A 14,331-nucleotide genomic window follows, 5' to 3' on the forward strand; every position below is an offset into this window, starting at 1 on the left:
CCGGTGAGGCCGGGCGCCCGTCGAGGCGCGTGGTGCGGGGTCAGTAGCGCGAGACGCTGCGGCGACGGCCGATACCGGCCACCAGGGCCACGCCGATCGCGGCGAACAGCACCTGCAGCATCAGCTCGCGCCAGTCGATGCCGGCGGTCTCGGCGAAGCCGGAGGCCCGGGCCACGATCGTGCCCAGAAGCGCGGCGCCGACGCCGATCAGCATGTGCAGCCACATCGGCATGTTCTGCCGGCCCGGCACGACCAGCCGGCCCAGCGCGCCGACGATCAGACCAACGACCAGCGCCGTGATGATGCCCCAAACGGTGAGCTCCATGGTCGCCCTCCTCCTTAAGATCGGGTCACACATTTCGTGTGGTTACTGTCGTGATCGCTAAGTTCCCGACCGCTCGGAAATCCAAACCGACTCCGATGACGAATTGTTCAGACGTACCCTGACCTGCTGCTTCGCACCGAAACCCGGCGCGGCGGGCGCACCCGGCGCACCGACGGGGTTCAATGCGCCGAATACGCCGACGGGCGCCCGGCCGGGTCGGCCGGGCGCCCGTCGAGGCGCGTGGTGCGTGAATCAGTAACGCGAGACGGCGCGGCGGCGGCCGACGCCGGCCACCAGGGCCACAGCGATGGCGGCGAGCACGACCTGCACGGCCAGCTCGGCCCAGTCGATGCCGGCGGTCTGCGTGGCGATGCCGAGCGCGCGGGCCAGGACGGTGCCCAGCAGCGCCGCGCCGACGCCGATCACCATGTGCAGCCACATCGGCATGTTCTGCCGGCCCGGCACGACCAGCCGGCCCAGCGCGCCGACGATCAGACCCACGACGAGCGCGGTGACGATGCCCCAGACGGTGAACTCCACGGTCGGTCCTCCTAAGCGATTTCGCACGTTCTGTGTGCGTTTGCTGTCGTGCCCGGTAAGTGCCCGACGCATCGAAAACCGAAACCGGCGGCATCGACCGCCGCTCCCCCGTCCGGGACGAACCCGCAGGTGGGAGCGCTGCCAGAGGCTTGAAATTTCCTGGGTACGCGAACCGGCCGGCGCCCCGAGGACGAGGACACCGGCCGGTTCGTGGAGCGGGACCGCTACTTCTTGCCCGCGGGCTTGCCGTCACTGGAGTCGGACGACAGCGCCGCGATGAACGCCTCCTGGGGCACCTCCACCCGGCCCACCATCTTCATCCGCTTCTTGCCCTCCTTCTGCTTCTCCAGCAGCTTGCGCTTACGGCTGATGTCACCGCCGTAGCACTTGGCGAGCACGTCCTTGCGGATCGCGCGGATGGTCTCCCGGGCGATCACCCGGCTGCCGATGGCCGCCTGGATCGGCACCTCGAACTGCTGGCGCGGGATCAGCGTGCGCAGCTTCGCCGCGATCGTCGTGCCGTACGTGTACGCCTTGTCCTTGTGCACGATCGCGCTGAACGCGTCGACCGGCTCGCCGTGCAGCAGGATGTCGACCTTCACCAGGTCGGACGCCTGCTCGCCGGAGGGCTCGTAGTCCAGCGAGGCGTAACCCTTGGTGCGGCTCTTGAGCTGGTCGAAGAAGTCAAAGATGATCTCGGCCAGCGGCAGCGTGTAGCGCAGCTCCACCCGGTCGGCGGAGAGGTAGTCCATGCCGAGCAGGCTGCCCCTGCGGCCCTGGCACAGCTCCATCACCGCGCCGACGTAGTCGTTCGGGGTAAGCACTGTCGCCCGCACGGTCGGCTCGTACACCTCGGCGATCTTGCCGGTCGGGTACTCGCTCGGGTTGGTGACCACGATCTCCTCGCCGTCCTCCTGGATGGCCCGGTAGACCACGTTCGGAGCGGTGGAGATCAGGTCGAGGTTGAACTCCCGTTCCAGCCGCTCCCGGATGATCTCCAGGTGCAGCAGGCCGAGGAAGCCGCAGCGGAAGCCGAAGCCCAGCGCGCCGGAGGTCTCCGGCTCGTAGGTGAGCGCCGCGTCGTTGAGCTTGAGCTTGTCCAGCGCCTCGCGCAGGTTCGGGTAGTCCGAGCCGTCGATCGGATACAGACCCGAGTAGACCATCGGCTTCGGGTCCTTGTAGCCGCCGAGCGCCTCCTTGGCCGGGTTGTTGTTGATGGTGACCGTGTCACCCACCCGGGACTGGCGCACGTCCTTCACGCCGGTGATCAGGTAACCCACCTCGCCGACGCCGAGCGCGTCGGCCTTCACCATCTCCGGCGAGATGACGCCGATCTCCAGCAGCTCGTGGACCGCGCCGGTGGACATCATCTTGATCCGGTCCCGGGCGGAGATCCGGCCGTCGATCACCCGGACGTACGTGACCACGCCCCGGTAGACGTCGTACACCGAGTCGAAGATCATCGCGCGGGCCGGAGCCTCGGCGTCGCCCACCGGCGGCACGAACTGGCGGACGATCTCGTCGAGCAGGTAGGGCACGCCCTCGCCGGTCTTGCCGGAGACCTTGATGCAGTCCGCCGGGTCGCCGCCGATCAGGTGGGCCAGCTCCTCGGCGTACTTCTCCGGCTGGGCGGCCGGCAGGTCGATCTTGTTGAGCACCGGGATGATGTGCAGGTCGTTCTCGAGCGCCAGGTAGAGGTTGGCGAGCGTCTGCGCCTCGATGCCCTGCGCGGCGTCGACGAGCAGGATCGCGCCCTCGCAGGCGGCCAGCGAACGGGACACCTCGTAGGTGAAGTCCACGTGGCCCGGAGTGTCGATCATGTTGAGCACGGCTGTCTCGCCGGCCCGGTCGCCCTCGCGGATCGTCCACGGCATGCGCACGGCCTGGCTCTTGATGGTGATGCCGCGCTCGCGCTCGATGTCCATCCGGTCCAGGTACTGCGCGCGCATCTGCCGCGGGTCGACCACACCGGTGAGCTGCAACATCCGGTCGGCCAGGGTCGACTTCCCGTGGTCGATGTGGGCGATGATGCAGAAGTTCCGGATGCGCGCCGGGTCGGTGGCACCAGGAGCGTTCGCGCCGGGATCGAGCGTCGGTGGCACAGCGGTCCGTTCTGGTCGGCTGACGTGAGCGGGCCGGCGCGCCGCCGGCCCCCTCCATGGTCCCACGTCGCCCGGGGCGCGCCCGGGCTCCCCCTTCACTCCACCGCTATCCCACGGGTGGCTCGGCTATTCCACGGGTGGCTCGACGAACAGCGCGGCCAGCCTCGGCAGCCGGCGCCGGGCCTCCTCCTCGTCGTCGAAGTCCCAGAAGTCGTTCAGGTCGGGCACCGGAACCGGGTCGCGCTCGGCCGGCAGGTCGGACGCGGTCGCCTTCCGGTACGCGTCCCACGGCACCGCCAGCATCTGCTCGCACTCGAACTCCTCGCCGCTGAGCGCCGCGGCCCGGACCTGCGGCAGCTCGGCCAGCGCGTCGGGGTCGCCGACCGCCCGCGCGAACACCGCCCGGCCCTGGGTCATCAGCCAGCCCCGGAAGTATTCGAAGCCGTCGTCCGAGGCGCCCCCGTTGATCAGGTAGGCCGCGCCCCAGAGGTCGACCTTGTAGGAGGCGGCGAGCACCCGCCGCTGGTGGTGGGCGTAGCCGACGATCTCCTCCGGGTCGCGCTCGGCCAGCAGCGCGACCGCCCGGGCGGCGACCGCGTCGGGCTCTCCCCCGGCACCGGCGCGGGCGTCGTCGATCAACTGCCAGAACTCGTCGGTCCTCATGACGGGCAGTCTGGCAGAGCCCACCGACGCGCGGGTTCGCCGCGCGCCGCGGGTGCGGCAGCATGGTGTGGTGCGCGCGACATCCCCACCGCCGGTTCCGTACGGGTCGACGGCCGTCCGGCCCGGCTGGGCCGACCTGCCGGCCGGGCTGCGGGACGCGCTGGCCGCCCGGATCGGCGGCGAATCGGCAGCGGTCCGGGTGGCGGCCGGCGGGTTCACCAGCGGCTTCGCCGCCGTACTGACCGGACCCACAGGGGAACGGGTGTTCGTCAAGGCGGCGGCACTGCACGGGCAACGGCACCTGGTCGACTGGTACGCCCACGAGGCCGCCATCCTGGCCCGGCTCCCGGCCGGCCTGCCGGTGCCCCGGCCGCGCTGGGCGCTCACCGAGTCCGGCTGGTACGCGCTCGCGCTCGACGCGATCGACGGGCACATCCCCCGGCTGCCCTGGGAGCCGGCCGAGCTGGACGCCGCCCTCGCCACGTACGCGGAAGTCGCCGCCGCGCTCGCCGACCCGCCCGCGGAGCTGACCGCGCTCCGGCTCCCCCGCCTCGCGGACCTGGCCCGCGACGACATCCTCTGGTGGGGCGAGGTGGCCGCCGGGCGCGAGCCGCTGCCCGAGCCGGCGACCGGTGCCCTGCTGGCCGAGCTGGTCGCACTGGAGTCGCGCCTGCCCCGGTACGCCGACGCGGCCCCCGGGCTGGCCCACGGCGACCTGCGGGTGGACAACCTCCTGATCGACTCCGACGGGCGGGCCTGGTTGTGCGACTGGCCCTGGCTCTGCCACGGACCGGCCTGGTTCGACCTGGCCGGGCTGCTGCTCACCGCGTACGCCAGCGGCCTGGACGCCGACGCCGCGTTCGCCGCCCACCCGGCGGCGGCCGGGGCACCAGGGGACGCGCTGGACGTGACGCTCGCCGCGCTCGCCGGCTACTTCCTGACCGGGGCCGCCGCCGGGCCGTCGAACGCCTCCCCGCACCTGCGCGCCCACCAGCGGTGGAGCGGGGAGCAGGCGCTCGGCTGGCTGGCCGAGCGCCGGGGCTGGTCCTGGGCACGCCCCACCCCTTCCCCTTGATCCACACCAGTTCGGCGAGATGGCGGCATCCCACGGGCCCTCACCCCACCACCTCCCCGAAGTGGCGCGCCGCTCGACCGGCCTGGGGGGAACGGCGTGCTTGGTGACGGGGACCGGATGGGCCGGGCGGAGGCGTTTTGGCTCGTCCGGGGCCGACCTGGTAGCCTGGCTTTTCGCGCGGCGATGACGCATGCTCGTCGTGCGCGAAAGCAGACCAACCCGAGCTATCAAGACGAGGCTGTCGCGTGGCGAACATCAAGTCCCAGATCAAGCGCAACCGGCAGAACGAGAAGCGCCGGCTGCGTAACAAGTCGGTCAAGTCGTCGCTGAAGACCGCCATCCGGAAGTTCCACGAGGCTGCCGAGGCGGGCGACACCGAGAAGGCCACCGTGCTCATGCGCGAGGCCACCCGCAAGCTGGACAAGGCTGCCAGCAAGGGTGTCATCCACTCGAACCAGGCGGCCAACCGGAAGTCGGCGATCGCCAAGCGCGTCGCCTCGTTCTCTGCCTGACCAGCGCTACAGATCCCACCGGAAGCCCCGGGGCCATTGTGCCCACGGGGCTTCCGGCTGTCCGCACGCCCAAGCAGCGCTCGCCCCGCGGATGCGCGCCGAGCGTGCGCTGCGGAGATCTTGGAAGATTTCGGCCCCTATGAGGGCCGTTTCCTACCAAGATCTGCGGGGTGATCGCGCCACAGTCGGTCGGCGGAGGCTCCGGCGGGAGAGCGCGGGCGTTTCGGAGGGCGCGGCGCGAGGCGGAGCGCGGGCTGTTCGGAGGGCGCGGCGCGAGGCGGCGGGGCGCGGGCGTTCGGAGGGGCGCGGCGTGGGGCGGCGGGAGAGCGCAGCCCGGTGGCTGCGGCTACCGCTCGTTCGGGCGGTCGAACGTCGCGCGTTGCGGATGGTGGTAGCGGACGCCCCGGGAATCCGCGGTCGCGCCGCCAGGCAAAGTACGGGAGCTCGCCGGCGCCGTGCCGCCCGGCAGCGGCCCCATGCTCGCCGCGCCTCCCGGGAGCGCACGGGCGCTCGCCGGCACGCGGGCCCGCCCGATCACCGGCTCCATCTGCCGGCGGAAGCGGTCCCGCTCCTGCTCGGGCACCTGCGCGGCGGTGCGGATGACCATCTCGGCCACCACGTCGTTGAGCTTGACCATCGCGGCCACCGCGATCGGCAGCACCAGCACCGCCCACCAGCTCACCAGTTCGGCGAGCGCGAGCAGCACGGCCAGCGCCACCGCGCCCTCGAAGAAGAGGAAGCAGAGCACCCCACCCGGGTTGACGAAGCGCAGTCCCAGCACCCGGGCGTAGAGCGGGCGGTACCGCTCCTCGTCCGCGGCCACCGTCGACCACGCTCGGGTCACCGGGCGCCGCCCTGCCGGGCCGCTGCGACCGAGAACACGGCCCGCTCCAGCGCGTACGCCCGGTCGTCGGCGCCGCCCTTGACGGCCGCGTTGCACTCGGCGGCCACCCGCATCGCCTCGACCAGGCCCTCCGGCGTCCAGCCCCGGGCGCGTACCTGGGCCTTCTCGATCTTCCAGGCGGGCATGCCGAGCGTCTTGGCCAGCTGGAACGCGCTGCCCCGGCCGGCTGCGGCGACCCGGGCCACGGTCCGTACGCCGTCGGCCAGCGCGTCGGCGATCGGCACCGGGTCCACGCCGACGTGCAGCGCCCACCGCAGCGCCTCCAGCGCGCCTGGCACGTCACCGACCATCGTCGCGTCGGCGACGGTGAAGCCCGTGACCTCGGCCCGTCCCCGGTAGTAGCGGGCGACAGTGTCCGCGCCGATCCGCCCGTCGGTGTCGGCCACCAACTGCGAGCAGGCGGCGGCCAGCTCACGCATGTCGTTCCCGACTGCGGCGACCAAGGCGTCGGCCGCGTCGGGCGTGCACTTGCCGCCGATGCGGCGGATCTCGTCCCGCACGAAGGCGGCCCGCTCCCGGTCGCCTTTGAGCTTCACCGCCGGCACCACTGTGGCGCCGGCCGCCCGCAGGCCGTCGGCGAACGCCTTGCCCTTGGCCCCGCCCAGGTGCAGCACCACGAGCTGCACGTCCGGGTCGGGATTCTTCGCGTACGCCAGCAGCGCTGTGGACAGGTCCTTGCGGGCGTCCTGACCGGACCGGAGCACGAGCACCCGGCGACCGCCGAACAGCGAAGGGCTGAGCATCTCGGCGATCTCGCCGACGGTGAGCGTGCCGGCCTGGTATTCCCGCACGTCCACGTCGGGGTCGACCTCGCGGGCCCGGGCGACGGCTTCGGTGACCGCTCGCGTGGCGAGCAGCTCCTCGTCGCCGAGGACGAGCACAATAGGAGGCAGGTCGGCGGGGGTCACGTCGCCCATACTCGCACGCCCTCCGACCCGGCCGGGCCTGCTCATCGGGGACTGTGACGGCGCAGCCCGCACACAGCGCAAATCCAGACATTTGACTTGATCCCCCATCTACCGCGACAAGATCCCCCGGTTATCGTGGTGGCCCCGACTCGGCGCCACGTCTCACCACCGCGAGACCGGCACCCACCCGGACCGCCGCGACGTCCCCGTCGGTGTCGGTACGCAGCACCCGCGCACCGCCCCGGGTCAGCCGGTCCAGCAGCCCGGCGTTGGGGTGCCCGTAGTCGTTGTCGACGCCCACGCACACCAGCGCGACCGCCGGACGCACCGCTGCCAGGAACTCCGGCGACTGGTACGCCGACCCGTGGTGGGCCACCTTCAGCACGTCGGCCCGGATCGCCGCGGCCGGTGTCGTCTCCAGCATCGCCCGCTGCTCCTCGGTCTCGGCGTCACCGGTGAGCAGGATCCGTACCCCACCCACAGAGGCGGCCAGCACCAGCGAGTTGTTGTTCGGGTCGGACCGGCTGCCCCGCAGCGGGTACGGCGGCCCGACCGCGACCAGGTCCACCGCGCCCGCCCGCCACCGCCACCCCGCCTGCACCGGGGCCGGCGACGTACCGGCCCGGCGGGCCGCATCACGCACCTGGGCGGCCCCGTAGAACGGCTCGGACCAGGACGGACCCACCACCGCGCCCACCCGCCGGCCCCGGAACACCCCGGCCACGCCGCCGACGTGGTCGACGTGGAAGTGGCTGACCACCAGCAGCGGCACCTCGCGTACGCGAAGACGGCGCAGGCAGGCGTCCACGCCGGACGGCTCCGGGCCGGCGTCGACCACCACGGCCCGGCCGGCCGCGACCGGCAGCACCACCGCGTCCCCCTGCCCCACCGCGCACGCCACCACCACCCAGCCGTGCGGCGGCCAGCCGGAGGCGAGCAGCCGGACCGGCACCGCGCCCAGCACCACCGCCACCGCGACGACAGCGATCAGCCGTCGCGCCCGGCGTCGCCGGAAGGCGAGCAGCAACGCCACGCTCACCGCCGCAAGCAGCACGGCCCCGGCCACCCCGCCCGCCCACGGCAGGTTCCCGGCCGGCAGGTCCGCCCCGTACGCGGCCACCGCCACCAGCCAGCGCGCCGGCCAACTCGCCAGCCAGGCCAGGAACTCCGCGCCGCCCGGCCACAGCGGCGACAGCACCGCCGCCAGCACGCCGAGCACAGTGGCGGGCGCGACTGCCGGTACCGCGAGCAGGTTCGCCGGCACCGCCACCAGGCTGACCGTCGCGGACAGCCCGGCGATCACCGGACCGCAGGCGAGTTGTGCTGCGGCCGGCACCGCGAGCGCCTCGGCCAGCCCGGCCGGTACGCCCCGGCGCCGCAACGCGTCCCGCCAGCCCGGCGCGAGCAGCAGCAGTCCCCCGGTGGCGCAGACCGACAATGCGAACCCCGGGTCGCCGGCGAGGTCCGGGGCGTACAGGACCAGGCCGGTGACCGCGGCGGCGAGGGCGGGCAGCGCCGATCGGGACCGCCCGGCGGCGAGCGCGGCGAGCCCGATCGCGCCCATCGCCGCGGCACGCACCACGCTCGGCGAGGGCCGGACGAGGATGACGAACCCGACGAGCGCGAGTACGCAGAGCGTGGCGGCGGTACGCGGACCGGCGCGCGCCCAGCGGGCCAGCAGCAGCACCGCCCCGACGACGATCGCCACGTTGGAGCCGGACACCGCGTTGAGATGCGTCATCCCGGTGGCCCGGAAGTCCTCCTCCACCTCCGGCAGCAGCCGGCTGGTGTCTCCGACCACCAGACCGGGCAGCAGCCCGCCCGGCGCATCGGGCAGCGGTTCGCAGGCCCGTTGCAGCCCGGCGCGCAGCACGCCGGCGGCCCGTTGCGGCCACGACGCGTTGCCGCGCAGTGTGGGCGGGTCGGGGGTGGAGAGCACGGCGGCGGTCAGGTCGCCGCCGCGCGGGGCGGACAGTCGCCCCCGGCTGGTGACCCGCTGCCCGGGCAGCAGTGGACGCCAGGCCGGGTCGGTCGCCAGCACCAGGGCGCGTACCGGGCCGGTGACGCGAGCGCCGTCGGACCCGGTGAGCCGGATCAGGTCCACGCGGACCAGCAGCATCGGTGGGCGGCCGGGGGCACCGCGTATCGGACGGGGGTCGTCCCGCAGCACCATCTCGGCGGTGACCGGGGCACGGTCGGTGACGAGCGCGCGGACCGGTGCGGCGTCGCGGACCGCGACCCGGGCGCCGGTGGCCGCCGCACCGCAGAGCACGCCGAGCAGCACGGCCACCGCGGTCCAGCCGTAGCGGCGGACCGTCGCACCCGGCCGGCCCAGCACACCGCACAGGTGTAGGCCCGTGAGCAGGGCGAGCGCGGCGGCGACGGCGGCCGTCCACACGCTCTCCCGGACGGTCAGGTGCAGCCCGGCCAGCGCGGCCAGCCAGGCGGCCACCGCCAATCCGGCCAGCCGCAGGTCGGGCACGTCGCGGTCGGCCGCGTCACCATCGAGGGGGCGTCGGCCGTTCACACCGTCACCAGTTCCTTGAGCTGCTCGTACCGGGCGTCGCCGATGCCGTCGACCTGGCGCAGGTCGGACACGGACCGGAACCCGCCGTTGCGGTCCCGGTGGTCGAGGATCCGCTGGGCGAGCACCGGCCCGACGCCGGGCAGCGCGTCGAGCTGGGCCAGCGTCGCGGTGTTGAGGTTGACCGGTCCCGCGGGCGCTGCCGAGCCGCCCGGCGCACCGCCGCCCGCTGCGGCGGGTCCGGCCTGCCCCGGCGGGGCGGTGACGCCGACCAGGATCAGCTCCCCGTCGGTGACCTTGCGGGCCGGGTTGAGCAGCGCCACGTCGACACCGGGCAGGGCGCCGCCTGCCGCCTCGATCGCATCCGCCACCCGGGCGCCGGCGGGTAGGCGGACCAGGCCGGGGCGACGGACCTTCCCGGCCAGCGCGACGACCACCTGACCGGGTGAGCCGGCCGGCGCGGGCCCCCCGGGAGCCGCTTCGGTCGCCGCGCTCACCGGCGCCTCGGCGGACGCGGCGACCGGCTGGACGGGCTCGGCGCTGGGACGCGAGCGCCACGCCCAGACGGCGGCCACCACGACCACCACCGCCGCCACCGCCGCGAGCGCCCGCACACCCCGCCGGCCGGGATCGAACGCCCCTGGGCCGGGCAGCCGGGACACCAGACCGCGCACGGACGCCGACGGACGGTCCATCTCGGCGTCCGACTCACCGGGCGCCGGATCCCCGAACGGCTGCTCCCACACGCCGTCACGCCCCGGGAGAGCTGGTCGCAGCCCGTAGCCCGGCTCGCCCTCACCTGTCACACGCCCGGGACCAGATCCGGACCGATCCTCCGAGCCCAGCCCACCGCCGGATCCCGAACCAGGCCGAGCCCTGGAACCCAGCCCAGCCCCACCAGGCCCGCGCACAGAGCCGGACCGATCCTCGGGGTCCGGCCCAGACGCACCAGGGCCGCGCCCAAAGGCCGACTCCAGCCAGGTCCCACCTGGCCCAGGTTCGAGACCCGGCTCGAAGGAGCGCCAGGGCTCGGGCGGAGACAGTGCCTCCGGCATCATCGCGCCGATGGGCCGGCTCGGACGGCCGACAGGAGCCGACGGGGCGGCGTCTGCCGCATCAGCGCCCCCGAACAGCCGGGCGAGCCGCCGCCGTACCGTCGTCTCCTCGTCGTCTGGCACGGCTCGGGACGCTACGGCGACGGCTCGTCAACCGTCGGCCGGTCAACTCTCACCCGTGGACGACGGGAGCACTGTGGACAGGGACCCGATCAAACCCCGACTGTGCTAGCGCGGCCGGGAGGCGAAGCTCAGCGCGCCTCCGGGTCCAGGCCCAGCGCGGCCCGTCCCCCGTCGACCGGCACCGTGGCGCCGTTGACGAACGCGGCGCGTTCGGAGAGCAGGAACGCGACCACCTCGGCCACCTCGTCGGTACGCCCGACCCGGCCGAGCGGGTGCAGCCGGGCCATCTCCGCGTCGACGTGCGCCACCCCGGCCGGGTCGAGTCCGGCCAGGTAGGCGGCGTGCCGTTCGGTGTGGATGGACCCGAGCGCGACCGCGTTGGCGCGGATCCCGCGGGGCCCGTAGTCGACGGCGAGCGCCCGGGTCAGCCCTTCGAGGGCGGCCTTCGCGGTGGCGTACGGGAGGGCACCGGGCACCGCCCGGCGGGCCTGGTGGGAGGAGACGTTGACGATCGCGCCGCCGGTGCGCGCGGCCAGGAACCGGCGTACGGCGGTGCCGGCTCCCGCGACGGCGGGGCGCAGGTTGAGCGCGATCAGGTCGACCACCTCGCTCGCGGGCGCGCGGTGCAGGTCGGCGTCGCGGAAGACGGCGGCGTTGTTGACCCAGCCGGCCAGCGGCGCGTGCGCCTCGGCGCGGTCGGCGGCCCGGCCGGTGACTGCCTCGTCGCCGGCGTCCCCGGTCACGGCGTGCAGCCGGTCGGCGAGCGGATGGCGGGCCAGCCAGTCCAGCGCGCCGCTGTCCCGCTCGACCACGACAACTGTGCCGCCGTCGGCTGCCAGTCGTTCGACGATCGCCCGTCCGACGCCGCGCCCGCCGCCGGTGACGACGTACGACAGTGGGCTCATCCGGCCACCCTAGGGCGTGCGGCGGTGCACCACCACGCACGCGAGTCCCGGCCCGGCGTGCGCGGCGACCACCGCTCCCGCCTCGGTGACGTACGTGTCGTGCAGCCGGTCGCCCAGCCGTTCGGTCAGCGCCGTCAGCAGCTGCTCGGCCCGTTGCGGCGCGGCGAGGTGGTGCACGGCGAGGTCCACGGGGGCGTCGCCTGCCGCCTCGACTGCCAGGTCGACCAGGCGTGCCACGCCCCGGCTGGCGGTACGGACCTTGTCCTTGACCACGATCGCGCCGTCAGGCATGTGCATGATCGGCTTCACCGAGAGAGCGGTGCCGAGCAGTGCCTCGGCCGCGTTGATCCGGCCGCCCCGGCGCAGGAACTCCAGCGTGTCGACGTAGAAGTAGATGGTGGTCCGGGTGACCGCGTCCAGCGCCGCGTCGCGTACCCCGGTCAGGTCGGCGCCCTGCGCGGCGGCCGCGGCGGCGGCGAGCGCCGGGAAGCCGAGGCCCATGCCGGTGGATCGGCTGTCCACGACCGTGACGCGGTCGTCGCCGACCTCGCCGGCGGCGAGCCGGGCGGCCTCGACGGTGCCGGACAGTTCGGCGGACAGGTGCACCGACACCACGCCGTCGGCGCCCTCGGCGAGCAGCGCGCGGTAGACCTGCGCGAACTGTTCCGGCGCGGGCCGGGACGTGCTCACCGAGACCCGCCGGCCGCTGAGCGCGCGGGTGGCGTCGGCCGGGGAGGTCTCGACGCCCTCCAGCCCCTCCGCGCCGTTGAGGACGACGGTCAGCGGGACGACTGTGAGCCCGCGTGCGCGGACCAGGTCGGGGGGCAGGTAGGCGGTGGAGTCGGTGACGACCGCGACGGGCATGACCGGCACGCTAGCCGATGGCGCTGTGACCCGCCGGGGCCGGAGGTGTCAGACCGCGTCGGTGAGCGCCGGCTGGGTGATCAGACCGACGTTGTGCGCGCGCAGGTGCCAGCCCCGGGCGTCGTCGTGGCGCAGTTCGGTCCAGTGGCAGTTCGCCAGCGAGCCGAGGCTGCGCAGCACCGTGTGGTCCCAGCCGAGCAGGTGCCCGACGCCCTGCCGGGCGCCGCCGCCGTGGGTGGTCACCACGACGGTGCCGCCGGTGGCCAGGTCGGCCGCGTCCTGGAATCCGGCGCCGAGCCGGGCGCCCAGGTCACCCAGGGGCTCGATGCCGGCGCCGGGGTCGGGGTCGCCGGCCCGCCAGCGGGCGTACTCGTCGGGGAAGCGCTCGGCCACCTCGGTCAGGGTGAGGCCCTGCCACTGGCCGAAGTGCCGTTCGCGCAGCCGGGCGTCGGAGCGGACCGGCAGCCCGGTCAGCGCCGCGAGCGCGGCGGCGGTGTCGGCGGCCCGGCGCAGGTCGCTGGCGACGATCGCGTCCGGGCGCAGCGCGGCCAGCACCGGAGCGGCGGCGCGGGCCTGCTCCCGGCCGAGGTCGTTGAGCGGCACGTCGGTCTGACCCTGGACCCGGCTCGCGGCGTTCCAGTCGGTGTTGCCGTGCCGCCAGACGATCAGGCGGGTCATTCGGCGGTGGCGGTGCCGGCGGCCGAGTCGGCCAGGTCGCGATCGGTGAACGGGATCTGCGGGCAGTCCTTCCAGAGCCGGTCGAGCGCGTAGAACTCGCGCTCCTCGGTGTGCTGGACGTGGACCACGATGTCGACGTAGTCGAGCAGCACCCAGCGGCCACCCCGCTCGCCCTCGCGGCGCACCGGCTTGGCCTTCTCCGGCAGCTCCAGCAGGCGCTCCTCGATGGCGTCGACGATGGCGAGCACCTGACGCTCGTTCGGAGCGGCGGCCAGCAGGAACGCGTCGGTGATCGCGAGCTGGTCGCCCACGTCGATGATGACGATGTCCTGTGCCTTCTTGTCGGCCGCGGCCTGGGCGGCGGCCATCGCCAGCTCGTGCGCGCGTTCGGAAACTGTCACCGTTCTCCTTCGATCAACCGTGCGACCCTCCAAGCCTCTCACACCCGGCGGTGCACCGACTTGTCAGTTCTGGTCGATTTCAGGCATGAACCGGGACGTACGGGGGCGAATCACCGCTGATAGAGCCGCCGTTTCGCGATGTACTGCACCACACCGTCGGGCACCAGGTACCACACCGGCTCCCCCCGGGCGACCCGCGCGCGGCAGTCCGTCGAGGAGATCGCCATCGCTGGCACCTGCACCAGGCTCACCGAGTCGGCCGGGAGGTGCTTGTCGGTGAGTTCGAAACCGGGCCGGGTCACGCCGATGAAGTGGGCCAGTTCGAGCGCGTCGTCCAGGTCCTTCCAGGAGAGGATGCGCTCCAGGGCGTCCGCGCCGGTGATGAAGAACAGCTGCGCCTTCGGGCCGTACTCGGCGTGCAGGTCGCGCAACGTGTCGACGGTGTAGGTGGGACCGCCCCGGTCGATGTCGACCCGGCTCACCTGGAAACGCGGGTTGGAGGCGGTGGCGATCACCGTCATGAGGTAGCGGTCCTCGGCCGGGGTGACCGCTTCCTCCGCCTTCTGCCACGGTTGCCCGGTCGGCACGAACACGACCTCGTCCAGACCGAACCGGTCGGCCACCTCGCTCGCCGCCACCAGGTGCCCGTGGTGGATCGGGTCGAACGTGCCGCCCATGATGCCGACCCGCCGGATGTCTTCCTCCACCCAGCGATCGTAGGCCGCGCCCCGGACGGGCCCGGGCGGGGTCGG

Annotated in this window: 15 protein-coding genes; 2 read left to right on the forward strand and 13 right to left on the reverse strand. The window is 73.8% G+C overall.

The window, feature by feature from the left end; translation table 11 throughout:
• Positions 1-40: 40 nt before the first annotated feature.
• From Q3W68_RS27150 to Q3W68_RS27165, 4 genes are all read right to left on the reverse strand, one after another.
• Positions 41-325 (reverse strand): GlsB/YeaQ/YmgE family stress response membrane protein, encoded by a 285-nt coding sequence (locus Q3W68_RS27150; RefSeq protein ID WP_302908144.1) that lies wholly within the window; start codon positions 323-325, stop codon positions 41-43.
• Between the two features lie 252 nt (positions 326-577).
• The gene (locus Q3W68_RS27155) at positions 578-865 is read right to left on the reverse strand and encodes a GlsB/YeaQ/YmgE family stress response membrane protein (RefSeq protein ID WP_302908145.1); all 288 of its coding nucleotides are present in this window, start codon (positions 863-865) and stop codon (positions 578-580) included.
• A 224-nt stretch (positions 866-1,089) separates the two neighbouring features.
• Entirely contained in the window at positions 1,090-2,967 is a 1,878-nt protein-coding gene (lepA, locus tag Q3W68_RS27160) for a translation elongation factor 4 (RefSeq protein ID WP_302908146.1), read from the reverse strand.
• Between the two features lie 126 nt (positions 2,968-3,093).
• A complete protein-coding gene (locus Q3W68_RS27165; protein ID WP_135241591.1) occupies positions 3,094-3,630 on the reverse strand; it encodes a DUF4240 domain-containing protein in 537 nt (178 codons plus the stop codon).
• Between Q3W68_RS27165 and Q3W68_RS27170 the strand changes: the two genes are divergently transcribed.
• The gene (locus tag Q3W68_RS27170) at positions 3,629-4,705 is read left to right on the forward strand and encodes a phosphotransferase family protein (protein WP_302908147.1); all 1,077 of its coding nucleotides are present in this window, start codon (positions 3,629-3,631) and stop codon (positions 4,703-4,705) included. The two genes, Q3W68_RS27165 and Q3W68_RS27170, sit on opposite strands and share 2 nt — an antisense overlap.
• Before the next feature lie 245 nt (positions 4,706-4,950).
• Positions 4,951-5,217 carry a 30S ribosomal protein S20 gene (rpsT, locus tag Q3W68_RS27175; RefSeq protein ID WP_013287988.1) on the forward strand — a complete coding sequence of 89 codons (267 nt, stop codon included), beginning with the start codon at positions 4,951-4,953 and terminating at the stop codon, positions 5,215-5,217.
• A gap of 346 nt (positions 5,218-5,563) precedes the next feature.
• Here the strand turns inward: rpsT and Q3W68_RS27180 are convergent, their stop codons facing one another.
• The 9 genes from Q3W68_RS27180 to nadD form a co-directional block, all read right to left on the reverse strand.
• Entirely contained in the window at positions 5,564-6,061 is a 498-nt protein-coding gene (locus tag Q3W68_RS27180) for a hypothetical protein (protein ID WP_302908148.1), read from the reverse strand.
• Entirely contained in the window at positions 6,058-7,038 is a 981-nt protein-coding gene (holA, locus tag Q3W68_RS27185) for a DNA polymerase III subunit delta (RefSeq protein ID WP_013287990.1), read from the reverse strand. The genes Q3W68_RS27180 and holA overlap by 4 nt, the downstream gene beginning before the upstream one ends.
• Positions 7,039-7,159: 121 nt before the next feature.
• Positions 7,160-9,556: a ComEC/Rec2 family competence protein gene (locus Q3W68_RS27190; protein ID WP_302908149.1), complete on the reverse strand. Its 2,397-nt coding sequence runs from the start codon at positions 9,554-9,556 to the stop codon at positions 7,160-7,162.
• Positions 9,553-10,329 (reverse strand): ComEA family DNA-binding protein, encoded by a 777-nt coding sequence (locus Q3W68_RS27195; protein ID WP_302908181.1) that lies wholly within the window; start codon positions 10,327-10,329, stop codon positions 9,553-9,555. Before Q3W68_RS27195 ends, Q3W68_RS27190 begins: the two co-directional genes overlap by 4 nt.
• 530 nt (positions 10,330-10,859) lie before the next feature.
• A complete protein-coding gene (locus Q3W68_RS27200; RefSeq protein ID WP_302908150.1) occupies positions 10,860-11,636 on the reverse strand; it encodes an SDR family NAD(P)-dependent oxidoreductase in 777 nt (258 codons plus the stop codon).
• 9 nt (positions 11,637-11,645) lie between these two features.
• Positions 11,646-12,500, reverse strand: a complete 855-nt coding sequence (locus Q3W68_RS27205; protein ID WP_302908151.1) for a DegV family protein — start codon at positions 12,498-12,500, stop codon at positions 11,646-11,648.
• Positions 12,501-12,548: 48 nt separating this feature from the next.
• The gene (locus tag Q3W68_RS27210; protein ID WP_302908152.1) at positions 12,549-13,178 is read right to left on the reverse strand and encodes a histidine phosphatase family protein; all 630 of its coding nucleotides are present in this window, start codon (positions 13,176-13,178) and stop codon (positions 12,549-12,551) included.
• Complete coding sequence (rsfS, locus tag Q3W68_RS27215) at positions 13,175-13,579, reverse strand: ribosome silencing factor (RefSeq protein WP_013287996.1); 405 nt, start codon at positions 13,577-13,579, stop codon at positions 13,175-13,177. The genes Q3W68_RS27210 and rsfS overlap by 4 nt, the downstream gene beginning before the upstream one ends.
• Before the next feature lie 110 nt (positions 13,580-13,689).
• Positions 13,690-14,286 (reverse strand): nicotinate-nucleotide adenylyltransferase, encoded by a 597-nt coding sequence (nadD, locus tag Q3W68_RS27220; RefSeq protein ID WP_018787303.1) that lies wholly within the window; start codon positions 14,284-14,286, stop codon positions 13,690-13,692.
• Positions 14,287-14,331 lie beyond the last annotated feature (45 nt).

This window comes from Micromonospora sp. C28ISP2-4, assembly GCF_030519385.1.
GTDB classification, from domain to species: Bacteria; Actinomycetota; Actinomycetes; order Mycobacteriales; family Micromonosporaceae; genus Micromonospora; species Micromonospora tulbaghiae.

What these genes read in the sequence shown, in the direction of transcription:
- Q3W68_RS27150 (WP_302908144.1), bottom strand. Translation starts at nt 325, where the DNA reads ATGGAGCTCACCGTTTGGGGCATCATCACGGCGCTGGTCGTTGGTCTG.
- Q3W68_RS27170 (WP_302908147.1), top strand. Translation starts at nt 3,629, where the DNA reads ATGACGGGCAGTCTGGCAGAGCCCACCGACGCGCGGGTTCGCCGCGCG.
- Q3W68_RS27165 (WP_135241591.1), bottom strand. Translation starts at nt 3,630, where the DNA reads ATGAGGACCGACGAGTTCTGGCAGTTGATCGACGACGCCCGCGCCGGT.
- holA (WP_013287990.1), bottom strand. Translation starts at nt 7,038, where the DNA reads ATGGGCGACGTGACCCCCGCCGACCTGCCTCCTATTGTGCTCGTCCTC.
- Q3W68_RS27200 (WP_302908150.1), bottom strand. Translation starts at nt 11,636, where the DNA reads ATGAGCCCACTGTCGTACGTCGTCACCGGCGGCGGGCGCGGCGTCGGA.
- Q3W68_RS27205 (WP_302908151.1), bottom strand. Translation starts at nt 12,500, where the DNA reads ATGCCCGTCGCGGTCGTCACCGACTCCACCGCCTACCTGCCCCCCGAC.
- Q3W68_RS27210 (WP_302908152.1), bottom strand. Translation starts at nt 13,178, where the DNA reads ATGACCCGCCTGATCGTCTGGCGGCACGGCAACACCGACTGGAACGCC.